The organism is Microbaculum marinum (assembly GCF_037855135.1).
Taxonomy (GTDB): domain Bacteria; phylum Pseudomonadota; class Alphaproteobacteria; order Rhizobiales; family Tepidamorphaceae; genus Microbaculum; species Microbaculum marinum.
In genome coordinates, this window is record NZ_JAZHOF010000002.1 from 489473 (window position 1) to 511975 (window position 22503).

The following is a 22503-nucleotide window of genomic DNA, read 5'->3' on the forward strand; positions in this document are numbered from 1 at the left end:
ATTCCACGGGGAAACGCCATGACCTACAAGAACTTCACTGTCGATGTCGACGCCGACGGCATAGCGCTCGTTACCTGGGACATGCCAGACAGGTCGATGAACGTGTTCGAAGCTTCGGTCATGGACGAGATCGGGCGGATCATCGAGACCGTCGCGTCGGACGACTCCATCAAGGGGGCCGTCGTCACCTCCGGCAAGGAAACGTTCTCGGGCGGCGCCGACCTGGCGATGCTTCAGGGCCTGCTCGGCGCCTTCCACGAGATGCGCGCGTCGGACGAGACCGCCGCGATGCAGCGGATGTTCGACGAAAGCCGCCGCATGTCGCAGCTCTGGCGCCGGCTTGAGACTTCGGGCAAGCCCTGGGTCGCCGCCATCAACGGCACCGCGATGGGCGGGGCATTCGAGCTGGCGCTGGCCTGCCATCACCGGGTCGCCTCGGAGAACGACAAGACCAGGCTGGCGCTGCCGGAGGTCAAGGTCGGCATCTTCCCCGGCGCCGGCGGCACCCAGCGCGTGCCGCGCATGGTTCCGACCGCCGATGCGCTGCAGTTCCTGCTGAAGGGAAGCGAACTGAAGGTCGGCCAGGCGAAGGCCATGAAGCTGATCGACGAGGTGGTGTCCGCCGACCGGCTGATCGAGACCGCAAGGGCCTGGATCCGCGACGGTGGCAAGGGCGTGCAGCCCTGGGACAAGGACGGCTTCAGGCTGCCCGGCGGCCAGGTCTATTCGCCCGCAGGCTTCCAGACCTTCCCGCCCGCCAACGCCATCTACCGGCGCGAGACATACGACAACTACCCCGCCGCCCGCGCCATCATGTCCTGCGTCTACGAAGGCCTGATGCTGCCGCTGGACCAGGCGCTCACCGTCGAGTCCCGCTACTTCGCCCATGTCCTGCAGACGAAGGAAGCGGCCTCGATGATCCGCTCGCTGTTCGTCTCGATGCAGGAGCTCAACAAGGGCGCCCGCCGCCCCGCCGACGTGCCGCCGTCGAAGATCAGGAAGGTCGGCATCCTCGGCGCCGGCTTCATGGGCGCCGGCATCGCCTACGTCACGGCGCGCGCCGGCATCGAGGTGGTGCTGATCGACAGGGACGTGGAGTCTGCCGAGCGCGGCAAGGCCTATTCCGACACGCTGGTGTCGAAGGCCGTCAGCCGCGGCCGCTCGACGCCGGAGGCGAAGGAGGCGCTGCTGTCGCGCATTCAGACCTCCGCCGACTACGCAGACCTGGAGGGCTGCGACCTCGTCATCGAGGCGGTGTTCGAGGACAAGTCGATCAAGGCCGACGTCACCCAGAAGACCGAGGCCGTGATCGGCAAGACGGCGGTGTTCGGCACCAACACCTCGACGCTGCCGATCAGCGATCTCGCAAAGGCGAGCGCCCGGCCGGCGAACTTCATCGGCATCCATTTCTTCTCGCCCGTCGACAAGATGATGCTCGTCGAAATCATCATGGGCAGGAAGACCGGCGACGAGGCGCTCGCGCTGGCGCTCGACTACTGCCGGGCGATCCGCAAGACGCCGATCGTGGTCAACGATTCGCGCGGCTTCTACACCTCGCGCGTGGTCGGGACATACATCCGCGAGGGGCACCTGATGCTGATGGAGGGCGTGCCCGCCGCGATGATCGAGAATGTCGGCCGCATGGCCGGGATGCCGGTCGGTCCGCTGTCGCTCAACGACGAGGTTGCCGTCGATCTGGCCTGGAAGATCCTGCAGGCGACAAAGCAGGATCTCGGCGAAAAGGGCGTCGACCCGCGCCAGGAGGAACTGCTGGAAGAGATGGTCGTCAAGCGCGGCCGCCTCGGCCGCAAGAACGGCAAGGGCTTCTACGACTATCCCGACAAGGGCAAGAAGCACCTGTGGCCGGATCTTGCCGAGCTCCAGCCGGAGCATCTCGACCCGGACTCAGTCGACGTCGAGGAGATCAAGCACCGGCTGCTGGTGATCCAGGCGCTGGAGACGGCGCGCTGCTTCGCCGAGGGGGTGCTGACCGATGTGCGCGAGGCGGATGTCGGCTCGATCCTCGGCTTCGGCTACGCGCCGTTTTCCGGCGGCACGCTGAGCTACATCGACAACATGGGCGTCGCGGCCTTCGTGGAACTCTGCAACAGGCTCGCCCGCAGGCACGGCCCGCGCTTCCGGCCGAACAAGCTGCTCAGGGAGGTGGCGGCGAACGGCGAGACCTTCTACGGCCGCTTCCCGCCGGGCGGCGCCGCGCGCAACAAGGCCGCGTGACGGGCAGGCGGTACCGGTAGCAGCCGGTTTCCGCAATCGGGCGGCATCGAGCCGCCCGATTGCGGGTACCCCCCTCTCCATCTCTCCCCCGCAAGGGGGGAGAGGGGCGCAAGGCGCCTCCCACGAAGACACGGAGACGCCTGGTCGCGCAGCAAGTGCCAACATGTCCGCTGACGACAAGCGGTGGCCAAAAGGGACCCTCTCCCCCCTTGCGGGGGAGAGATGGAGAGGGGGGTACGCCGCGCTAGCGGCGACGGACGCGACGCTTGGGCAGGGGTGTGCCGGCCCTCGCCTCGCGTTGACGAAACCGTGTTTCCCTTGTCCGAATCGGTGTGCCAATCGCGCGGCTGCGCTACTATGATCGCCGCGGCAGGCAGACGCGCCTTCGGCGGAAGGCGGCAACGCGAGGGGAGAGCATGACGCCCAGGATCGAATACTTCTTCACGTCCGTTTCGCCGTGGTCCTATCTCGGCCACGACGCGTTCGTGTCGATTGCCGGGAAACATGGCGCGGAAATCGTCTACAAGCCGGTCAATCTCGGAAAGGTGTTTCCCGAAACGGGGGGCCTGCCGCTCGCCAAGCGGGCGCCGGCCCGGCAGAAGTACCGGATATTCGAGCTGAAGCGCTGGAGGGAGAAGCGGGGATTGCCGATCAACATCCAGCCCGCCCACTTTCCAACCGACCCGACGCTTGCCGATTGCTCGGTGCTCGCCATCGCCGCGGCAGGGAAGGATCCGGCCGGCTTTCTGGCCGGCGCCTATCGGGCGGTCTGGGCTGAAGATCGCGAAATTGCCGATGAGTCCGTCGTGACGGCGCTGCTGGCAGATGCCGGTCATGACGCACAGGCGATCCTCGACGCAGCAAAGAGCGACGAGATCGGTACCGTCTACGAGGCGAACGCCAGAGAGGCGGTCGAAAGATCCGTCTTCGGCGCGCCCACCTATATCCTGAACGGAGAACCGTTCTGGGGACAGGATCGCATCGACCTGCTTGCCGACGCGCTTGCGAGCGGCCGGGACCCTTATACGGACTGAGGGTCCCGCGGCGCGAGGGGGCGCGGGTTTGTCGCGCCGCCATCGCGCCACTAGGTTAACCTCACGGGGGCGGTGAAACGGAGCCGATCAATGCGCCGGATTCTGATGGTGCTCACGGTATGTGTCGCGACCGCTCCGGCGCTCGCGCAGGAAACGGTGCCTGACACGGAGGGTGGCCAGTACATCCTTCGCCGCGTCGACGGCGGGCTGATGCGGGTCGACCGGGAAACCGGGATGACGTCCTTCTGCCGCAAGCGCGATGCGGCCTGGGTATGCGAGGTCGTCGCCGACGACCGGGTTGCGCTCGAGGAAGAGATCGAGCGGCTGTCCAGCGACAATTCCAAGCTTGCGATCGAGATCGGGCGGCTCAAGGACCGCATCGACATGCTCGAGGCGCGCCTGGAGGAAACGCCGCAGGCCGGGCCCGAGGCAGGCGACCCGAAAGCCGGCGACCCGAAAGCCGGCGACGATCAGTCGGCGTTCGACTTTCCCTCCGACGAGGAAATGGACCAGGTCATGAAGTCCTTCGAGTCCATGATGCACCGCTTCCTCGACATGATGCGCGACCTGCGCGAGGAATACGACCCCGACAAGACGTGATGGAGGCGATCATCGCGACCGCGCGATCCGGGCCTCGAGGTCAGCTCTCAGGTCCTCTGGCAGCGGCTGAGCGCGCCGGGCGGTGAGGTCCATCGTCAGGCCGGTCACCTGGACGACTGCCACCGTTTCGCCGGTCTCGCTGCGCACGAAGCGGTTCTCGAAGGTCACGGTGGACCGGGCGACCGCGATCGGGCGGCTGATCACGTGGATCAGGTCACCGAACGCTGCGTCGCCGAGCCGCGTCAGTTTCATCTCAACCGCGACGCGCCCCCGGTTGCGCTCTCGCAGCCAGGGTTCGGTGATCCCGACAGCCTCCCAGAAGAACGCAGCCGAGTCGGAGTTGAAGCCGACGATCGCCGAGTCGAAGACCGCACCCGAGGGATCGCAGTGCTGGGCGCGGATCCGGGTACGCAGCACGAGCCGGTCGGACGCGGTTGCCGCCGTGGCGGCGGCCGGCGCGGAGTCGAGGCTGCGCGGCAGTGCGTTTTCCGGGATGGCGCCGGAGCCGGATGGGAGTGCGTCGGGAAGCGGCCCGGCAAAGGTTTCAAGACAGGTGGCCGACAGCCGGCCGCTGACCGGCTCGCTCAGGACATGGACGATCTGCGCCTCGCCGGCCCGCACGCTGTCGACCTGAACGGCCTCGTTCTTGCGCAGCTCGCCGTGGTAGCGGACGTGGCGCACCAGCGGGCGGCGGAAGTCGTCCCTGGAGACGCCGGCGAGCGCCTGGAAATGACAACAGGCATCCTCGAAGAAGCGATAGTAGAACTGGACGTTGAGATGGTCGTTCTCGTCGCAGTCCCAGGCGTTGACGTATCCCTTCAGCGTCTCCATGCCGCTCACGACCCGCCCGTTTCCGACAGGAACCCGTCCATCCGTGCCAGGCTCTCCTCGGCAAGGGCGCCGGAATAGGCCATGAAGACATGTGCGCCGCCGGGATAGACGGCAAGTTCGGTGTCGTTGCCGGCGGCAGCCCAGCGGGCCGCGAGGAAAAGCGAATCGTCGAGCAGCGGATCGCGCGTGCCCACCGTGATCAGTGCCGGCGGCAGTCCGGCGAGATCGGCGAAGATCGGCGAGATGTCGGGATCCTCCAGCGGCTCGCCGTTCTGCAGGAAGCACTCTATGAACTTCTGCATGTCGCGGGTGTTGAGCACCAGCCGCTCGTCGCCCCAGTTGGCGGCGCTCGGCGTCAGCCGCAGGTCGAAACATCCCGCGACGAGATTGGCGGCCGAGAACGGCCGCAGGTTGTGGCGGTCCCGCAGCCGCAGCATCGTCACCAGCGCCAGGTGGGCGCCCGCCGATTCGCCGCCGATGGCGAAACGCTCGCTGCCGAAACGCTCACCGGCGGTCCTGACCAGCCACAGCGCGGCCGCCTCGCATTCGTCCGGCGCGTGCGGGTAGGGATACTCCGGCGCCAGCCGGTACTCGACGCTGACGACCGCCAGGTTGCAGTTGGCTGCGATCCGTTCCAGCCGGGGATCCTGTTCGTCGGCGGCACCGATCGTCCAGCCGCCGCCATGGATGTGCAAGTAGACCCCCGCCGGGCTGTCGGGCGCGATAATGCGCAGCGGGATCGGGCCGTAGGCGCCCTCGATCTCGATCGTCTCGGCGCGGTCCGACCGCGGCGCGAGCGGAAACGGGCCCAGCCCGGCCCGGCGACGCTCCCGGCGCTCGGCCGGCGGAAAGGACCACTGGTCCGGCGCCGCGTCGAGCGTCCTGACGACATCGGCGTTGATCGCGGCGGTCTCAGCGGATATCGCGTCTTCGCGAAAGACGTCCGCGGGCGGGAAGACGGTCTTGGCCATTGGTCTGTCCGGTGGATGGAAACGTGATTGCCGGAATGGGCTGCGGGGCCGCATCTCACCGCAGATCGGCGGCCGCGTCCAGACCGGCCGATGGCTCGCCGGCCGTGCGGCCGACGCAGAGGAGGAAACGGCGTGCTCGATCACCGACAGGACAGCCTGACATTCGAGACGCGCGGGCAGGGGTTCCACGACATCACCGGAGATGTCGCCGGGTGGCTCGCTGCGATCGGGGCCGTCGACGGGCTGGTGACCGTGTTCGTACGCCACACCTCGGCGTCGCTGACGATACAGGAGAATGCCGACCCCGACGTGCAGCGCGACCTCGCCGACAGCCTCGACGCGATGGCGCCGCGCCACCATCCATACCGGCACGGATCGGAGGGGCCGGACGACATGCCCGCTCATATCCGGACCATGCTCACCTCGGTGTCGCTCGGGATTCCGGTGTCGGCGGGGCGGATGCGGCTCGGCACATGGCAGGGGATCTACCTGATCGAACATCGCGACCGGCCGCACCGCCGCGAGATCGCCCTGCATTTCGTGGGCGAAGTGGACGGCTGACCGGCGCTACAAGCGCTGGGAAAGCGAGATCGCCAGTGCCGCCGTCCACAACAGGACGGACAGACCCGCGGCGTACTGGGCAAACCACAGGTAGGCATCGCGCAGGACCGTGGCGCCGGCCCACTGGGCGTGCTCCGGGGCCGGACGCCGCCCTTCCTCCAGCAGAATCCACATCTCGGTGCGGCGGACGTCCTGGGTCAGCGCCTGGCGGGCCTTCAACAACAGAACCATCGTCGAAAGCGTCATCAGTACGGCGCCCGACCTGACGGCGATCAGCGGATCGAAGGTGAGGCCGATCATCACGCAGAGGATCGCGAGGCCCGCGAACCCGCATCCCCGCCCGATCGACAGGAACGCCATGCGACGGAGGTCTTCCATGGCTGTAAGGCCCGGCAATACAGCGTCCCGGCCGCTGCGAGGGACAGTTTCCGCTGAAGGGTTGCACAGGCGCAAGCGGCGGTTGCGCACGTTCACGTGATGAACCGGCGCCGCGCCGATTGGTTGCAAGGCGACGACTCGATTTTCGCGCGGAACAGGATCGGGCGGGCCTCAGAAGCCGCCCACACTGAGGAAGGAAATGACGGCGGGCAGGGAAAGCAGCGCGGTACAGGCGAGCCAGATCCACAGGGAGACCGGGCCGGACTCCCGGGCCCCGGTCACCCGCTCGTAGAGGGCCGCGGGAATTCCGGCCAGCATGATCGTGAAGGTCGAACCAATGATATAGGCCAGGAACGCGACGATATGGGGACTGGAGATCAGCAGGCCCGGCGAAAGCAGCAGAACCGCCGCCGTGGTCTGCGGCAGCAGGATCGGCGAGAACATGCCGTTCAGCAACGCAAAGCCGAGAATGCCGATCAGATAGCCCTGGTGCGACATGCTGCGAGCCTCACGCCGTCCTGACCGCATCGACGGTCGCGACGATGAAGAGGATGCGGAGCACCAGCATCCAGATTGCGGCGAAGACCAGAAGCACCAGGTGCGGCACGGCAGCGGGCGTGACGAGACGCACCAGCGCCAGTACCGGATCGGTCAGCCGCACGAAGGCGCGAAAGATGTAGTTGCGGGACTCTGGGGCGAACACAAACGTCAGGATGAAGCGTCCGAGCAGCGTGTACATCAGCGCCGCCAGCAGATAGTTGGGCAGCAGGATGAAGAGCGGGACGCCTTGGGCCATCTCGAGTTTCCGTGAACAGATTCGGGGAATCTAGCAGATATCGGCCCAGAGGCACCCTGCCTGCGTGAGAGAATGGCAGGCGAAAGGGAAGGGCGGAGACTTGCGCTCCGCCCTCCGTCAGTCAGAGCGCGGCCTCAGACGGGCTTGGCGACGACGTCGCCGCCCTCCATCATCGTGCTGCCGCGCGGCTTGCGCATTTCCTCGACGAGGTCCTGGACCTCCTTCGAGGGTTCCGGCGTGAACAGGCTGACCACCACCATCACGGCCACGCCGATCGGCAGGCCGAACAGGGCAGCCGAGATGTTCCTCACCCCGAACCACTCGCTCATGCCGCCGTAGCGGGTCATGACGAGGTAGAACAGGGTGATGCCGAAGCCGGCGATGATGCCGGTGATCGCACCCGCGGTCGTGCAGCGCTTCCACCAGACCCCGAGGACGAGGGCGGGGAAGTTCCCGGCCGCCGCCAGCGAGAACGCCCACGCCACCATGGAGAGGATGTCCGCAGGCCTGGTCGATGCCAGCCACGCCGCACCGACCGCCACAAGAACCAGCAGGATGCGGGCGATGGTCAGCCGCCGCGCCGTCGAGGCGTGCGGATCGACCATCTTGTAGTAGATGTCGTGGCTGAGCGCGTTGGCGATGGCAAGCAGCAGCCCGTCGGCGGTGGACAGCGCCGCGGCAAGTCCGCCGGCCGCGACGAGGCCTGCAATCACGTAAGGCAGGCCGGCAATCTCCGGCATGGAGATGACGATCACGTCGTTGTTGATCGCCAGCTCGCTCAGGCCGAGGATGCCGTCGGGATTGCCCGCGGAGGCACAGGCCGCGCGGATGGCGTCCATGGTCGTGGCGTCGGCGCCGCAGATCTTCACCAGACCCAGATTTCCGTAGGTGTAGATCCAGTTCGGAAGCGCGTCGATCGATGTGCCGATGACGTTCTGGTAGACCTCCAGCTTGGCGAAGGCGGCATAGGCCGGCGCCGTGAAGTACAGGAGGAAGATGAACAGCAGCGACCATCCCACCGACTTGCGCGCGTCGCGCACGCTGGGCGTCGTGAAGTACCGCATCAGGATGTGCGGCAACGATGCCGTGCCGATCATCAGACAGAGGATCAGCCCGAAGTAGTTCAGCGGATTGTAGTTGGTGAACGGTTGCAGATAGGGCTTCAGGGTCTCGGCGTTGGCCAGCCCATCCGCCACCAGTTGCCTTTCGAGCCCGGCGATCTCCTGCAGGGCTTGGCCGTACATGATCTGGGGGATGGGGACGCCGTAGCGCTGCGCCGACAGGATGATCACCGGGATCAGGTAGGCGACGATCAGCACGATGTACTGGGCCACCTGGGTCCAGGTCACCGCCCGCATGCCGCCGAGCATCGAGCAGAGCAGGATGCCGAGCAGGCCGACGAAGACCGCAACCTCGAAGCTGATGCCCAGGAACCGCGAGGCGATGATGCCGGTCGCATAGATCTGTGCCGTCACGTAGGTGAACGAGCAGGCGAACAGGACGAGGATGCCGAGGAACCGGGCGAAATGCCCTCCGAAGCGGGCCGCCAGGAAGTCGGGCACGGTGTAGGCGCCGAACTTGCGCAGATAGGGCGCAACAAGCACCGCCACCAGCACGTAGCCGCCGGTCCAGCCAAGCACGAAGGCAAGGCCGTCATAGCCAAGCGCATATAGCGTTCCGGCCATGCCGACGAACGATGCGCCCGACATCCAGTCGGCCGCCGTCGCCATGCCGTTGTAGAACGCCGGCACGCGCCGGCCCGCGACGTAGTATTCGCTGACCTGCATGGTTCGCGACAGGACGCCGATGCCGGCATAGACAGCCAGCGTGAAGAACACGAACAGGTAGCCGATCACCCGGTCGGGCACACCGACCTGTTCGAGAATGGCAAGCAGGATGACGAATGCGGCGAAGCCGCCCGTATAGATCCCGTATATCTTGCCGAGATTGTTGACGAAATCCGATCCGCCACTCGTTTGGGTCGCCATCGTCCGCCCCCCTCAGTAGTCGTCTTCGGCAACGCCGAACTCGCGATCGATCGAGTCCTGTCGTCCGGAAAACCAGAAGACGAGCACGACGAACACGATCAGCGAGCCCTGCGCGGCCATGTAGTAGCCGAGGGGAAATCCGAGTATGACAATCCTGTCGAGTGCATTCACGAAGAAGTGGATCACGAAGCCGAAGATCGCCCAGATGATCAGGCAGGTGACCATCAGTCCCTTGGTCTTCGACCACCAGGCTTCATCAGTGCCGTTTGCCATGGGTCACGTTTCCTCTACGTCCCGGGCCGATTGCAACCGGACGAACCGGCCGCACAGGCCTCCCCTTTGTCGTGATACGGAAACGGCGAGGGTCGCCTTCCGTACCCCCCGCTTGGGCCGTCGATCCGGCCGCCGCGTCGAGCCAATATTAACATTGCCGAAGTCGACTCCCCATTCGACTTTCGGCTACGGGTAAAAATCCGTGGAATTACTTGGACTTGAGGTTGTCCACAACGCAAGTCGCCCATTGCCCAAGCAGAGTCCACAGTGTTCGCGCCCGGGTCGACCGATTCGCCGCAGTGCCGGACAGCGCGGGCGAACACGGCGCGACTTGCGCCGGGCGCGACGCCGCGAAACATTAAGGGTAGCATTCCGGCTCAATCGTATTCCGGTCGTCCGGGAACGGCAGGAGGGGGAAACGATTTGGACGCCGCGAACCGTTACAAGATCCTTATTGCGGATGATCATCCGTTGTTCCGCGACGCCCTGAAGCACGCGCTTACGGGGGCGTTCGACGCGATGGCGATCGTCGAGGCCGGATCGATCGAGGAAATGACGGCGCGCATCGAGGCGGACCACGAAATCGACCTGGTGCTGCTCGACCTGGCAATGCCGGGCGTGCGCGGCTACTCCGGGCTTCTGTTCCTGCGCGCGCAGCATCCCGGCGTGCCCGTCGTTGTGGTGTCGGCGCACGAGGATCCGTCAGTGGTGCGCCGCTGCCTCGAGTTCGGTGCATCGGGGTTCATTCCGAAGTCGATCAACGTCGATTCGATCAGACTGGCGGTGAGGGAGGTTCTGGGTGGCGGAGTCTGGGCACCGCCGGGTCTCGATCTCGACGTCATGGACGAAGGCGACGCCGACCTTTCGGCACGACTCACCACGCTCACCCCGCAGCAGGTGCGGGTGCTCATGATGCTCAGCGAGGGCCTGCTCAACAAGCAGATCGCCTACGAACTCGGCGTCTCGGAGGCGACCGTCAAGGCGCACGTGTCGGCCGTGCTGCAGAAACTGAACGTCGAAAGCCGGACCCAGGCCGTCATCGCCGCAAGCCGCATGGACTCCGTGCAGTGGCCGGCCGACTGATCGCTACTCGGCGGCTTCGCGCTTCACGGCGTGCTGCGCCAGCAGCGCCCGCAGCGCCGCTGCCTTGAGGGGCTTGTAGAGAACCGCAATCTCCCGGGCGCGGGCCTCGTCGCGTACCTGCGGCGACCGGTCGGCGGTGATCAGGACAGCCGGCAACGTGCTGCCGAATTTCCAGCGCAGTTCGACGACCGCGTCGATGCCGTTCCCCTCGTCGAGGTGATAGTCGACCAGCACCACATCGGGTACAGCGGCATGCTCCGTCAGCGTCCGTATCGCCTGTCTGGTCGACGTCGCGCAGAGCGCCCGGCAGTTCCACCCGGTGAGCAGGGCCGCCATCCCGTCGACGATCTTCCTGTCGTTGTCGATACACAGGACGGTCATGCCTTCGATGCGGGCACCGGGCCGGCGGGGGCCGCGGCCGGCGCCGCGTCGCTGGGGGACTTCGACGGTGACGGGGACCTCCACGGCGAAAACAGAACCGCGCCCAGGTGTGGACGCCAGGTCGACCGGCAGGTCGAGAACGCGGCCGATGCGCTCGACGATGGACAGCCCCAGGCCGAGCCCGCGCGCCCGCCGGACGCCGTCCTCGAGGCGCTGGAACTCCTCGAATATGAGCTTCTGCTCCGTTGCGGGAATTCCGGGGCCGGTGTCGTGGACCTCGATCCGGATGCGGCCGGTACGACGACGGCAGCCGACGACCACGCGGCCGCTGTCGGTGTACTTGATCGCATTGGAGACGAGGTTCCTCAGCAGCCGCCGCAGCAGGCTGCGGTCCGATCTGACCGCGAGCGAGCATGGCAGGATCTTCAGTTCCAGCCCGTGGTCCCGCGCGATCGGCTCGAACTCGACCCTGATCTGGGCGAGAAGATCGGCGACGGGGAAGGTGGCGATCTCGGGCTTCAGGGCGCCGGTGTCGAGCCGGGATATGTCGAGGATGGTGCCGAGGATCTCCTCAACTGCATCCAGGGAGGCATCGACATTGGCGGCGAGCTGCCGGTCTTCCGTCTTGAGCCGCCGCTCCGACAGGCTTGCCGCGTAGAGGCGGGCCGCATTCAAGGGCTGCAGGATGTCGTGGCTGGCGGCCGCGAGGAAGCGGGTCTTGCCGAAATTGGCCTCCTCGGCGGTCTGCCTGGCGCGCTCCAGCTCGGTATTCAGGCGGACCAGCTCTTCGGTCCGCTCGCGCACACGCCTCTCCAGGGTCTCGTTGGCACGCGCAAGCTCCTCCGCCGTCCGCATCCTGTCGGTGATGTCGGTCAGCGTCATCACGAGGCCGCCGTCCGGCATCTCGTCGGTACGCATTTCCAGGATCGTGCCGCTGGGGCGCAGGTGCTCCTGGAACGTCTGGGTGCGCGCCGCCATCCGCCGCAGCCTCTCCTCGACGAGATCGCTCTCCGTGCCGGGACCGAAGTCGCCGCGTCTGGCGCAGAACCGCAGCACCTCGGAGATCGGCACGCCGATACGACCGAGCTCCGGCGGCAGATCGAGCAGTTCCCTAAAGCGCCGGTTCCAGGTGGTCAGGCGGAGATCCGCATCGAGGACGACGATTCCCTGACTGACGTGGTCGATTGCCGTCTGCAGCAGGTCGCGATTGTAGACGATCGCCTCCGACGCATCGTCGAGCAGTTTCAGCGCCTGCTTGGAACTGACGTCGCGGCGGCGCAGCAGCAGCGCCAGCACCAGCCGGGAGGACGGCGCGCCGACGGCACTCGCCAGCAGGTGCTCGGCAAACCGCAGCACATGCATGTCGATCTCGCCGTTCCGGTCGAGGACCAGACCGCGCTCCTCCGCGAAGTTCCTGAAGGAGCGGCGGGCGCGTTCTTCTCCCAGGTATCGCGCCACGGTGTCCATCAGCTCGCCGAGCGAGACGGAGCTCCGCCAGAGCCGGCGCGCCGGCGCGATCGGCGCGAGGTCGGCCTGGACGAACACGTCCGCCTGCAGACGTTCGATCGGCTCCGGCCGACGCAACAGCGATACGATCGCATATGTCGCGACGTTGACGGCGATGCTCCAGAACACGCCATGGGTCAGTGCGGTGAACTCGAGGTGGAACAGCCGCTGCGGCCTCAGGAAGCCCAGTCCGAACGGTCCGTTCTCGACGAAACCCGATCCGAGCATTCCGGACTCGGCGAAGGTCGGCAGCAACAGCGTGTAGACCCACACGGCAAAGCCGGCGAGTATCCCCGCGATCGCCCCGCGGGCCGTGGCGCGGCGCCAGATCATTCCGCCGAAGAAGGCCGGGGCGAGTTGTGCGATCGCGGCAAACGAAAGCAGCCCGATCGATGCCAGCGCCGCGGTGTTTCCGGCGGTCCTGTAGTACGCGTAGGCGAGCAGGAGGATCGTCAGGATGGCGACGCGCCGGACCATCAGCAGCCGCCGGCCGATGTCGCGGCGCTCCATCTCGGCGCCGCGGTGACGCAGCAGCAGCGGCACGACGATGTCGTTGCAGACCATGATCGACAGGGCCACCGACGAGACGATCACCATGGCGGTCGCAGCGGAAAGCCCGCCGATGAAGGCGATCATCGTGACGACGTTCGATCCCGCCGCCATCGGCAGGGCGAGAACGAACATGTCCGCGTCGACCCCGCCGTCGCCGAAGGTCAGCAGCCCTGCGATGGCGATGGGCACGACGAACAGGTTGATCAGCACCAGATAGAGCGGGAACAGCCAGGCCGCGCGCCTGATCTCGCTTTCGCTATGGTTCTCCACGACCGTGACGTGGAACTGACGGGGCAGCAGGATGATGGCGAACAGGCTGAGGCCGGTGATCGTCATCCAGGTGCCGCCATGCATTTCGCGGCCGAAGCGCTCCAGGATCGTGTCGACCGACTCCGCCCGCGACCACAGGGCGGTCGGGCCGTCGAACATGACGTAGGTCACGAACGCGCCAACCACGAGGAAGGCAAACAGCTTGACGATGGACTCCGTGGCGATCGCCAGCATCATGCCGTCCTGGTGCTCGGTCGCGTCGATGTGGCGCGTGCCGAACAGGATCGCAAACAGCGCGAGTGCCAGCGCCACAAGCAAAGCGGTGTCGGCGAAGACCGGTGCCGTGGCGAGCGCGCCGTTCTGCTGCAGATAGCCGACCATCGTCCCGACGGAGGCCGAGATCGCCTTGAGCTGCAGGGCGATGTAGGGAAGCGCGCCGATCACCGCGATCAGTGTGACGACCGCGGCGACCGCCTGGCTCTTGCCGTAGCGCGAGGCGATGAAGTCGGCGATCGACGTTATGTTCTGGTCCTTGGCGAGGCGGACGATCCGCAGCACGATCGGATAGCCGAGCCCGATCATGATGCCGGCGCCGAGATAGACCGGCAGGAAGTCGAGGCCGGTGCGGGCCGACAGGCCGACCGATCCGAAGAACGTCCAGGACGTGCAGTAGACGCACAGCGACATTGAGTAGATGAACGGCCGGGCACCCCGCCAGCGGCCGCGCAGTGCAAGTCGGTCGCCGTAGCTTGCCACGGCGAACAGGAAGGCAATGTAGACGACGGCCGTGGCGACGACGACCCAGCCCTGCACGCGGTTCCTCCGAGCTCGTCTAGTCGTGCCGCGACGCTTCCCGCCGTCGCGACGGCCGCATTCTGCTGGCGCCCTTACCGCACTTGAGTCATTCTACACCGAAAACCGGGCCACACCGAAAACTGTTCTGCCGGACACGGCGGGTAGAAGATCCCGGTTGCGTGGGAGTACGTCATGGGGCTTCTCGACATGTTCCGCCGGCCGCCGCCGATCGCCGATGTCGGGGCGCTCGAGGACTTTCTCGACAGCCGTGCTGCCTTTCTCGTCCAGAAATGCGTCTTCGAGTATTCCCGGGCACGGGCCGGCGTGTTCTGGGACAAGCTGTTCCTCGAGAAGGAGTTTCAGGCAGCCGTCGACGTCGCTCGCTGGAACGGCTATCCGATCGCCCTGGCGGACCTCACCGAAATGGCGGAAGGCGTGCTGCGTCCCGCCGCGTCCGGCCGCGAAGCCGAACTGCTGGACAGGATGATCGACATCGCCCTTGCGGTCGTCCACCGCTATCCGGTTCCCGCCGGCGAGCCGGCCGATTTCTGGGTGGTGAAGTCCGACTGGCTGCGCGATCGCCTCTCCGAGATCCAGCTCGCGCCGCGCAAGGCCGTGAAGGACATTCCGCTCGGCACGGCACGACAGATGTTCGACCTGATGCCGATCCACAAGAGTCTGCGCGGGGAGGACTTCGTCGTGGTCCGCAATCATCTCCGGGCGAACCTGTGCCGCCTCTACGAGGAGTTCGCCGGACGGCTGAAGGTCGATTCCCTGCTCGACGATGTTCTCGCGCCGCCCAATACCGTTCGCCTACCCGCAGTGGGGGCAGAGTAGGCGCGAGGCAGCGGACGTCGCACATGCCAGGCAGCCGCTCCGCCCTTTCCAGCGCCGTACCCCTTCTGTCTATCGATGCCGTCGTGCTGGATACGGAGACCACCGGGCTCGACCCGCGGGACGCACGGATCGTACAGATCGGGGCGGTCGGCCTGCGCGCGGGAATGCGCAATGGTGACGACATCTATGACGCACTGGTCGACCCGGGGATCGCGATCCCGGAGAAGACGAGCGCGATCCACGGCATTCGCGACGCCGATGTGGCGGGGAAGCCGTCCTTTGCCGACCTGGCGCCGGACCTGAAGGAGTTCATCGCCGGCCGTATCGTGGTCGGCCACAACATCGGCTACGACCTGGCGGTCATGAAGCGGGAGTGCGAACGCGCGAGCCTGCCGTGGAACCAGCCGCGAGCCCTCGACACGCGGCTGCTCGCCCGACTGGTGGCACCGAATCTGCCCGACTTTTCGCTCGACTCGCTGGCGGCCTGGCTCGGCATCTCGATCCGCCAACGCCACACCGCCCTCGGCGATGCGATAGCGACCGCCGATATCCTGGCCGCCCTGGTTCCGCGCCTGCGCGAATGCGGCATCCGTACCGTCGCGGAGGCGGAGGCAGCCTGCTCGCGCCTCACGGATGTACTCGACGAGTACCATCGAGCCGGCTGGGTGGAACCCGTGTACCGCGAGGCGGCGGTACTTTCGGAGAAGGCGCTGTCGCGACTCGATGCCTATCCCTATCGCCACCGCATCGGCGATGTGATGAGCGCGCCGGCAATCGTGGTGGCACCCGACCTCGCGCTGCGCGAGGCGCTGTCGGTCCTCGTCGACAGGCGGGTCAGTTCGGTCTACGTCGGCGATGCCGGCGATCTCCGCGCCAGTACATGCGGGATACTGACCGAACGTGACGTCCTGCGCGCCGTCGCGGCAGGCGGCGAGGCCGTGCTCGATCATCCGGTATCCGCCTACGCCACGGTGCCGCTGGAGTGCGTACTGGAGGACGCCTACATCTACCGGGCGATCGGCCGAATGGCGCGCCTCGGCGTCCGCCACCTCGGCGTGGCAGACGACACGGGAAGGGTCGTCGGAGCGCTGAGCCAGCGCGACCTGCTGCGTCTGCGCGCCGGCGATGCGGTGTCGCTCGGCGACGAGATCGACACGGCCGCAGGCGCCCGGGAACTGGCGATCGCCTGGGCGAAACTGCCGGCGATCGCTCGCGGCCTCGCCGGCGAGGGGATCGACGGACGCGACATCGCCGGCGTCATCAGCCGCGAACTGTGCGCCATGACGCGGCGGGCGGGCCAACTCGCCGAAACGCGGATGATCGCGGACGGGCTTGGCGCGGCGCCGGTCGACTATGCCCTGCTGGTGCTGGGATCGGGGGGGCGCGGGGAGAGCATGCTCGCCGCAGACCAGGACAACGCGGTGATCCATGCCGACCCTAAGGAAGGTGCGGCCGACGTCGTCGACGCCTGGTTCGCGACCTTCGGGCGGCACGTTTCCGACATCCTCCATGAGGCCGGGATCCCCTATTGCAGGGGCGGGGTAATGGCCGTCAACGCAGAGTGGCGCGCCTCACTGTCGACTTGGCGCAGCCGCGTTGCGGAGTGGGTCCGCCGATCGCGTCCGCAGGATCTTCTCAACGTCGACATCTTCTTCGATCTGCGCGCCGTGCACGGCAATGCGGCAATGGCCCGGGACATCTGGACCTTCGCCTACGAGCAGGGACGCGCCAGTGTCGGCTTCGCCAAGCTGATGGCGGAATCGGCCGCGGGCTTCTCGGCTCCGTTGACGTTCTTCGGCGGCTTCAAGACCGAAAGCGGCCGCGTCGACCTGAAGAAGGGCGGCATATTTCCGATCGTAGCCAATGCCCGCGTCCTGTCGATCCGCCATCGCGTCCTCGAACGCTCCACCGTGGCCAGGTTGGAAGGCGTACGGGCGCTTGGACTCGGCGCCGACAACGACCTGGAGAGGCTTGTCGAGGTGCACGGCATGCTGGTTGACCTGGTGCTGGAACAGCAGCTGATCGATATCGAGCACGGCCTGCCGCCATCCAACACGATCGAGGCGAGCCGCCTGTCGCGCCGGCGTTCAGATGACCTGAAGCGTGCGCTGGCAGCGCTTGGCACGCTCGACCATACCGCGCGCGACCTGCTGTTCTCGTGAGCGGGTCTGGCCGCCGCTCTACGGTTCACCCTTGAACACGTGCGCGGCGAAGGGCCTACAATCGAAGCGCGCCGGGACGACACCGCCGCCGATTCGGCCCTGGGACGGCGCCTCCGGGCGGAGCGGCATTGCAAGGGATGGAAGCATGTCAATCTTGGGAGAATTCCGGGAGTTCGCAGTCAAGGGCAACGTCGTCGACATGGCTGTGGGCATCGTCATCGGAGGGGCCTTCGGCACCATCGTCAACTCGCTGGTCAACGACATCATCATGCCGCCGGTCGGCCTGGCCCTCGGCGGGGTGGACTTCTCGAGCATCATGACGGTGCTGAAGGGCGAGGGGCCCTACCCGAGTCCGGCCGCCGCACAGGAGGCGGGCGCCGTGACGATCAACTGGGGGCTGTTCATCAATTCACTGATCAGCTTCCTCATCGTCGCCTGGGCCCTGTTCATGGTCATCAAGGTGATCAATCGCCTGAAGGCCCAGTTCGAGGAGAAGAAGGAGGAGGGCGTGGCCGCGCCGCCGCGCCAGGAGGTGCTCCTCGAGGAAATCCGCGATCTGCTCGCAAAGAAGCAGTCCTAGAGTGCGACGTCGCCGCGCTTCGTCGTCTCCATGAGCTGTGCTATTGGGCCCGGGTGAGGCACCAGACCCGGGGCGTGTGGCGGAAGCTGCCGAGACAGGCGCGACTGGATGGCAGGCCCCAGCGCTGTAGACTGCAGGCATGGAATCGTCAGACGAGCTCCCACCGACCGTATCCGACGCACGACTTGCCAGCGTCCTCAACACGGCGGTGTTCGGCATCATCGTGATCGACGAGACCGGCCGCATCCTGGTCTACAACCGGGCCTGCGAGCAGCTGTTCGGATGGACGGCGGCGGAGGCCGCCGGCCGGAACGTCAAGCTCATCATGCCGCCGGACTATGCGCGCGAGCACGACACCTACCTTCGCAACTACCTGGAGACGCACGTTCCGAAGATCATCGGCATCGGCCGTGAAGTCCGGGCCCAGCACAAGGATGGCGAGGTCTTTCCGGTCCAGCTGGCAGTCGGTGAAGCGGAGACACAGGACGGCCGCCAGTTCATCGGCATACTGCGCGACCTGCGGCCCGAGTTCGAGGCCGCCGAGCGGCTGGCGGAGCTGCAGTCGCAGCTCGTGCGCATTGCCCGCATAAATGCCGTCGACGAGATGGGGGCGACCCTCGCGCACGAACTGAACCAGCCGTTGACCGCGCTGATGCTCTACCTGCAGGCGGTATCGCGCGCTGCTACCAGGCTCACCGAAACGGAGGCCCTGCCGAAGGGGGTATCGGATATCCTGGACAAGGCCCTGGCCGAGGCCGACCGCGCAGGCAAGATCATCCATCGCATGCGCCGGTTCGTGGAGAAGAGGGAGGTCGAGCATCAGCCTGCCGACCTCGCCATGCTCGTCGAGGAGGCGATCGAGTTCACGGCGATCGGCAGCAAGGCGCGGGAGGTGACCATCGAGCGCCGGATCGCCGAGGGTCTCCCGTCGGTCGATGTCGATCCGGTGCAGATCCAGCAAATCGTCGTCAACCTGCTTCGCAATGCGATCGATGCGGTGGGTGGCTCCGATCCCAAGATCATCGTCGTGGAGATCGCGTTGCGCAAAGGAAACGTGGCGCTGTCGGTGGAGGATTCGGGTCCCGGAATCGATCCGCAGATCTTCCCGGAGCTGTTTCGAGCCTTCGCGACCGGCGCCAAGGGCGGGGTCGGTTTGGGTCTGGCGATTTCGAGATCGATCGCCCAAAGTCACGGAGGGGACCTGTATGCGGATCCCGGCGGCTCCGGGAAAGGCGCGCGGTTCACGCTCGAACTGCCGGCTCTCGGTCCCCCGGGAAAGTCGGTGAAGGATTGAGCGCGCATCCATGACAACAGCGCTGAAATCCATCCATATCGTCGATGACGATCCTGCCGTGCGCGACGCGCTCTCCGTCGTGTTCACCCTTGAGGGCTACACTGTGTGCGTCTATTCGAACGCCACGGATTTCCTGTCATCCGCCGGCAATTCGGCGCCAGACTGCGTTCTTCTCGACGTGCACATGCCCGGAAAATCGGGACTCGACGTCCTCAAGGAACTCGGCGCGGCGAACTTTTCGGCTCCGGTCTTCATCATCAGCGGCCAGGGCGACATTCCGATGGCCGTGCGGGCGATCAAGGACGGCGCCTTCGATTTCATCGAGAAGCCATTCGACGCCGATACGGTCGTGCGACGGGTCGAGCAGGCGATCTCGGCCGAACGCAGGCGGCCGTCCGCGGAGCCGTCGCTGCCGGAATTCTCGGAGGCTTTGACGCCGCGAGAACGGGACGTCCTGAGGGAGATCGCCCTTGGTGCCACCAACAAGGAGGCGGGTCGCCGTCTCGGCATCAGCCCGCGCACCATCGAGGTGCACCGCGCGCGCATCATGGAGAAGCTCGGCGCGCGCAATACCGCCGACCTGATGCGCATCGTGCTTGGCGGTTAGGTGACAGGGCTGTTTCCCCGGCGTCCGCCATTTGACGCCAATCAAGGCGCCTCGGCCCGCCTCCGACGAAAGTCCTGTCTTCGTCAATGGAGAACGGCGGTGGTCTTCCACGTCATCGAGGACGACCCGGCAGTGGCAGACGCGCTTGTCGTCATGCTGCGCGAATTCGGCCACGAGGCTGCCGCCTACCCGGATGCGGAATCCTTCCTGGCGACCGGGATGCCTCTGTCCGCCGACACGGTGGTCGTCGATCTCTTGCTGCCCGGCATGAGCGGCGCCGACCTCGTTCGCGAACTGCACAACGGCGGGTCCACCGCGAGGATCATCATCATCACCGGGCAGGCGCAGACCCGGCTCGAGCAGCAGATCTCCGGATTGGGGGTGCGGCATCTGATCCGCAAGCCGGTCGAGGCCGATGCCCTTCGGGACCTCATCTGAAGGTACCGGTTGCCGGGCGGCTTACGTGTAATCACTTACGTAGCCCTCCGAATATTCGCGCTCGCAGCGATCCGCTAGCGTTCCTCATCGGCGCAACGAGCCGGCCGGAGGATAGAGCGATGAACACAGCAGTCGACAGGTCCCTGCTCAAGAGCGCTTTCCCCTTTCCGGGCTGCAATGCGGCGGGTGCGCTATTGCCGGAGGTTCCCGCCGATCTGGAGCGCTGCACCACGGTGGCGCGCTATCGCCAGCACCAGACCATCTATTTCGAGGGCGACAGCGCCGACGCCATCTGCCAGGTCGTCGAGGGGTGCGTGATGCTCTACAAGCTCCTGCCCGACGGACGACGCCAGGTTGTGGAACTGCTCGGCCAGGGCGACGTCTTCGGGTTCGCCCGGGGCGAGGAGCGCGATTGCTCCGCCGAGACGCTGACGGACGTGCGTGTCCGGTTCATCGACAGGCGCAGTGCGGAGCGGTCGTGCTCGTTTCAGCGCATCCTCGCCCGCCGGATGCTGATCCAGTTCGAGGCCATGCACGAGCACGCGGTTCTGCTCGGCCGCAAGTCGGCCATGGAACGGGTGGCGAGCTTCCTGCTGCGGCTGGCCCCCGACACGGACCAGCCGGTCATCAGCCTGCCGATGACGCGCCAGGAGATCGCCGACTACCTGGGCCTGACGATCGAGACGGTTTCGCGATCCTTCTCCGAGCTCAAGCGCCGCGGCCTGATCGTGCTCGAGAAGCAGGACCGGGTCCGGATCACCAGGTTCAACGCGATCGAGGATCTCGCGACCGCCTGCTGACGGAATTCTCCGCGCCCTGAATTGCGCGGGTCAACGTCCTCTTGCCAACTGCGCCGTTTCCCCGGAGACGGCGCTTTCTTTTTGGGTACCGCCGTAATCGAGGTATCCAAGGTTCAGACCGCAGCCGAATGGCGGGCCGCGCCGCGCCGCAGGTAGGTGTCGAAGGCCGCAGCGACGAGGCGGGCGAACGGGCGCCTGGAGGATGGCACTGATACCAAAGGGCCCTCGCGGACCGCAATGCCGTCGGCGATCAGTGGTTCGAGGGCATCGTAGGACGAATCCAGACCGTCCGCCGCAAGGTGGTGCTTCGCGAAGACCGCATCGGGATCCACCCGGAAGTCGCACATCAGCCGCTCGATTATCTCCGCGCGCGCGATGTCGTGCGCATCCACCATCTTGCCCCGGACGGCGGGCAGCTCGCCGGCCTCGATCGCGCGGCGCCAGCCGCCGACATCCGGTGCGTTCTGGACGTAGCCCTGCGGCAGCCTGCCGATCGAGGAGGCCCCGAAACCGATGAGCGCGTCGGCGGGATCTGTCGTGTAGCCCTGGAAGTTGCGCCGCAGGGTGCCGGTCATCGCGGCGACCGCAAGCGGATCTTCGGGCAGGGCGAAATGGTCGATCCCGACGGGGACATACCCATGGAGCAGCAGCCGCCCGGCCGCGGCCTCGGACTGCTCGATGCGCGCCATCGCACCCGGCAGCCCGGCAGCGTCGATCAGCCTCTGGTGGGTCTTCAGCCAGGGCACATGGGCATACCCGAACAGCGCGATCCGCTGCGGCCGCATCGCCGCGGCCTCGTCCGCGGTCCGTTCGATCTCGCGGGTTCCCTGGCGGGGAAGCCCGTACATCAGGTCCATGTTGATGGCGCCTATGCCGGCCCCGCGCAGGCTGGAGACCACGCGCCGGACGATCGATTCGTCCTGGACGCGTCCGATCGCCTCCTGGACCTGCCTGTTCAGGTCCTGAACGCCGAGGCTGGCCCGGTTCACTCCGGCGGCGGCGAGGGTCGCGACGAGCTCCGGTGTCACCGTGCGCGGATCGAGCTCGATGGCATGCTCGGCGTCCGGCCGCAGGTCGAAGCGCGATTCGACGAGGGCGACGATCTCGGCGAAATCGGCCGGGTCGAGCAGGCTTGGCGTGCCCCCGCCCCAGTGCAGGTGGACGAGCGGGCGGTCGCGGCCGGGCCGCGTCGCGTCCAGGTGATCTGCCGCGAGCCGGATTTCCTCCCGCAGGGTGCGAGCATAGCCGGCGATCGGTTCCCGCCGGCGGACGGCCCTGGTGTGGCAGCCGCAGTAGGCGCACATGGCCCTGCAGAAGGGGACATGGAGATAGAGCGACAGTCGGGCATCCGGCTCGAGCGCCTCGAGCCAGCCCGCGTAGGTCCCGCTCCCCACGGGGTCGGTGAAGTGCGGAGCCGTTGGATATGAGGTGTATCGCGGCGCATTTCGCGTCGCGTGGCCGATCAGGCGCTGGTCCATTCCGCAAATTAGTCCTATCTGATCGGGCCGATCCTTGATTTTGGTCATTCGGT

At 66.5% G+C, this 22503-nt stretch carries 21 protein-coding genes; 12 read left to right on the forward strand and 9 right to left on the reverse strand.

The window, feature by feature from the left end; all coding sequences use genetic code 11:
- Nucleotides 1-18 precede the first annotated feature (18 nt).
- The 3 genes from V3328_RS05830 (at nt 19) to V3328_RS05840 (ending at nt 3869) form a co-directional block, all read left to right on the forward strand.
- Complete coding sequence (locus tag V3328_RS05830; RefSeq protein ID WP_340328673.1) at nt 19-2235, forward strand: 3-hydroxyacyl-CoA dehydrogenase NAD-binding domain-containing protein; 2217 nt, start codon at nt 19-21, stop codon at nt 2233-2235.
- 416 nt (nt 2236-2651) lie between these two features.
- A complete protein-coding gene (locus V3328_RS05835) occupies nt 2652-3269 on the forward strand; it encodes a 2-hydroxychromene-2-carboxylate isomerase (protein WP_340328674.1) in 618 nt (205 codons plus the stop codon).
- A gap of 90 nt (nt 3270-3359) precedes the next feature.
- Nucleotides 3360-3869: a hypothetical protein gene (locus V3328_RS05840; RefSeq protein ID WP_340328675.1), complete on the forward strand. Its 510-nt coding sequence runs from the start codon at nt 3360-3362 to the stop codon at nt 3867-3869.
- A gap of 9 nt (nt 3870-3878) precedes the next feature.
- Here V3328_RS05840 and V3328_RS05845 read toward each other — a convergent pair whose 3' ends face one another.
- Both V3328_RS05845 and V3328_RS05850 read right to left on the reverse strand, forming a co-directional pair.
- Nucleotides 3879-4700, reverse strand: coding sequence for an acyl-CoA thioesterase (locus V3328_RS05845; RefSeq protein ID WP_340328890.1), 822 nt, complete (start codon nt 4698-4700; stop codon nt 3879-3881).
- Nucleotides 4701-4705: 5 nt separating this feature from the next.
- Complete coding sequence (locus V3328_RS05850) at nt 4706-5671, reverse strand: alpha/beta hydrolase (RefSeq protein WP_340328676.1); 966 nt, start codon at nt 5669-5671, stop codon at nt 4706-4708.
- 90 nt (nt 5672-5761) lie between these two features.
- Between V3328_RS05850 and V3328_RS05855 the strand changes: the two genes are divergently transcribed.
- The gene (locus V3328_RS05855) at nt 5762-6232 is read left to right on the forward strand and encodes a secondary thiamine-phosphate synthase enzyme YjbQ (protein ID WP_378758938.1); all 471 of its coding nucleotides are present in this window, start codon (nt 5762-5764) and stop codon (nt 6230-6232) included.
- A 6-nt stretch (nt 6233-6238) separates the two neighbouring features.
- On the opposite strand, the gene V3328_RS05860 is transcribed toward V3328_RS05855, so the two are convergent.
- From V3328_RS05860 to V3328_RS05880, 5 genes are all read right to left on the reverse strand, one after another.
- The gene (locus V3328_RS05860; RefSeq protein WP_340328678.1) at nt 6239-6610 is read right to left on the reverse strand and encodes a hypothetical protein; all 372 of its coding nucleotides are present in this window, start codon (nt 6608-6610) and stop codon (nt 6239-6241) included.
- Between the two features lie 171 nt (nt 6611-6781).
- Nucleotides 6782-7108: a hypothetical protein gene (locus V3328_RS05865; RefSeq protein ID WP_340328679.1), complete on the reverse strand. Its 327-nt coding sequence runs from the start codon at nt 7106-7108 to the stop codon at nt 6782-6784.
- A gap of 10 nt (nt 7109-7118) precedes the next feature.
- On the reverse strand, nt 7119-7406 hold the full coding sequence (locus V3328_RS05870; protein ID WP_340328680.1) for a hypothetical protein: 288 nt from the start codon (nt 7404-7406) through the stop codon (nt 7119-7121).
- Between the two features lie 134 nt (nt 7407-7540).
- On the reverse strand, nt 7541-9394 hold the full coding sequence (locus V3328_RS05875; RefSeq protein WP_340328681.1) for a sodium:solute symporter family protein: 1854 nt from the start codon (nt 9392-9394) through the stop codon (nt 7541-7543).
- A 12-nt stretch (nt 9395-9406) separates the two neighbouring features.
- Nucleotides 9407-9667, reverse strand: coding sequence for a DUF4212 domain-containing protein (locus V3328_RS05880; RefSeq protein WP_340328682.1), 261 nt, complete (start codon nt 9665-9667; stop codon nt 9407-9409).
- A gap of 423 nt (nt 9668-10090) precedes the next feature.
- On the opposite strand from V3328_RS05880, the gene V3328_RS05885 reads away from it, so the two are divergent.
- Nucleotides 10091-10750 (forward strand): response regulator transcription factor, encoded by a 660-nt coding sequence (locus V3328_RS05885; protein ID WP_340328683.1) that lies wholly within the window; start codon nt 10091-10093, stop codon nt 10748-10750.
- Nucleotides 10751-10753: 3 nt separating this feature from the next.
- Here the strand turns inward: V3328_RS05885 and V3328_RS05890 are convergent, their stop codons facing one another.
- Nucleotides 10754-14272: a PAS domain-containing hybrid sensor histidine kinase/response regulator gene (locus V3328_RS05890; protein WP_340328684.1), complete on the reverse strand. Its 3519-nt coding sequence runs from the start codon at nt 14270-14272 to the stop codon at nt 10754-10756.
- Between the two features lie 174 nt (nt 14273-14446).
- Between V3328_RS05890 and V3328_RS05895 the strand changes: the two genes are divergently transcribed.
- From V3328_RS05895 to V3328_RS05925, 7 genes are all read left to right on the forward strand, one after another.
- Entirely contained in the window at nt 14447-15091 is a 645-nt protein-coding gene (locus V3328_RS05895; protein ID WP_340328685.1) for a hypothetical protein, read from the forward strand.
- Between the two features lie 23 nt (nt 15092-15114).
- Nucleotides 15115-17253 carry a DUF294 nucleotidyltransferase-like domain-containing protein gene (locus tag V3328_RS05900; protein WP_340328686.1) on the forward strand — a complete coding sequence of 713 codons (2139 nt, stop codon included), beginning with the start codon at nt 15115-15117 and terminating at the stop codon, nt 17251-17253.
- A 151-nt stretch (nt 17254-17404) separates the two neighbouring features.
- Nucleotides 17405-17833 (forward strand): large-conductance mechanosensitive channel protein MscL, encoded by a 429-nt coding sequence (gene mscL / locus V3328_RS05905; RefSeq protein ID WP_340328891.1) that lies wholly within the window; start codon nt 17405-17407, stop codon nt 17831-17833.
- Between the two features lie 139 nt (nt 17834-17972).
- Entirely contained in the window at nt 17973-19127 is a 1155-nt protein-coding gene (locus V3328_RS05910; RefSeq protein WP_340328687.1) for a PAS domain-containing sensor histidine kinase, read from the forward strand.
- Nucleotides 19128-19137: 10 nt separating this feature from the next.
- A complete protein-coding gene (locus V3328_RS05915; protein WP_340328688.1) occupies nt 19138-19734 on the forward strand; it encodes a response regulator transcription factor in 597 nt (198 codons plus the stop codon).
- Nucleotides 19735-19833: 99 nt separating this feature from the next.
- Nucleotides 19834-20172, forward strand: a complete 339-nt coding sequence (locus tag V3328_RS05920; RefSeq protein ID WP_340328689.1) for a response regulator — start codon at nt 19834-19836, stop codon at nt 20170-20172.
- Nucleotides 20173-20291: 119 nt separating this feature from the next.
- Nucleotides 20292-20972 (forward strand): helix-turn-helix domain-containing protein, encoded by a 681-nt coding sequence (locus V3328_RS05925; protein WP_340328690.1) that lies wholly within the window; start codon nt 20292-20294, stop codon nt 20970-20972.
- Nucleotides 20973-21085: 113 nt separating this feature from the next.
- On the opposite strand, the gene hemN is transcribed toward V3328_RS05925, so the two are convergent.
- A complete protein-coding gene (gene hemN / locus V3328_RS05930) occupies nt 21086-22450 on the reverse strand; it encodes an oxygen-independent coproporphyrinogen III oxidase (protein ID WP_340328691.1) in 1365 nt (454 codons plus the stop codon).
- Between the last annotated feature and the right edge of the window lie 53 nt (nt 22451-22503).

Coding starts and splice junctions, on each gene's coding strand:
- V3328_RS05830 (WP_340328673.1), top strand. CDS start 19: ATGACCTACAAGAACTTCACTGTCGATGTCGACGCCGACGGCATAGCG.
- V3328_RS05835 (WP_340328674.1), top strand. CDS start 2,652: ATGACGCCCAGGATCGAATACTTCTTCACGTCCGTTTCGCCGTGGTCC.
- V3328_RS05840 (WP_340328675.1), top strand. CDS start 3,360: ATGCGCCGGATTCTGATGGTGCTCACGGTATGTGTCGCGACCGCTCCG.
- V3328_RS05845 (WP_340328890.1), bottom strand. CDS start 4,700: ATGGAGACGCTGAAGGGATACGTCAACGCCTGGGACTGCGACGAGAAC.
- V3328_RS05850 (WP_340328676.1), bottom strand. CDS start 5,671: ATGGCCAAGACCGTCTTCCCGCCCGCGGACGTCTTTCGCGAAGACGCG.
- V3328_RS05855 (WP_378758938.1), top strand. CDS start 5,762: ATGGCTCGCCGGCCGTGCGGCCGACGCAGAGGAGGAAACGGCGTGCTC.
- V3328_RS05860 (WP_340328678.1), bottom strand. CDS start 6,610: ATGGAAGACCTCCGTCGCATGGCGTTCCTGTCGATCGGGCGGGGATGC.
- V3328_RS05865 (WP_340328679.1), bottom strand. CDS start 7,108: ATGTCGCACCAGGGCTATCTGATCGGCATTCTCGGCTTTGCGTTGCTG.
- V3328_RS05870 (WP_340328680.1), bottom strand. CDS start 7,406: ATGGCCCAAGGCGTCCCGCTCTTCATCCTGCTGCCCAACTATCTGCTG.
- V3328_RS05875 (WP_340328681.1), bottom strand. CDS start 9,394: ATGGCGACCCAAACGAGTGGCGGATCGGATTTCGTCAACAATCTCGGC.
- V3328_RS05880 (WP_340328682.1), bottom strand. CDS start 9,667: ATGGCAAACGGCACTGATGAAGCCTGGTGGTCGAAGACCAAGGGACTG.
- V3328_RS05895 (WP_340328685.1), top strand. CDS start 14,447: ATGGGGCTTCTCGACATGTTCCGCCGGCCGCCGCCGATCGCCGATGTC.
- V3328_RS05900 (WP_340328686.1), top strand. CDS start 15,115: ATGCCAGGCAGCCGCTCCGCCCTTTCCAGCGCCGTACCCCTTCTGTCT.
- V3328_RS05910 (WP_340328687.1), top strand. CDS start 17,973: ATGGAATCGTCAGACGAGCTCCCACCGACCGTATCCGACGCACGACTT.
- V3328_RS05915 (WP_340328688.1), top strand. CDS start 19,138: ATGACAACAGCGCTGAAATCCATCCATATCGTCGATGACGATCCTGCC.
- V3328_RS05925 (WP_340328690.1), top strand. CDS start 20,292: ATGAACACAGCAGTCGACAGGTCCCTGCTCAAGAGCGCTTTCCCCTTT.
- hemN (WP_340328691.1), bottom strand. CDS start 22,450: ATGGACCAGCGCCTGATCGGCCACGCGACGCGAAATGCGCCGCGATAC.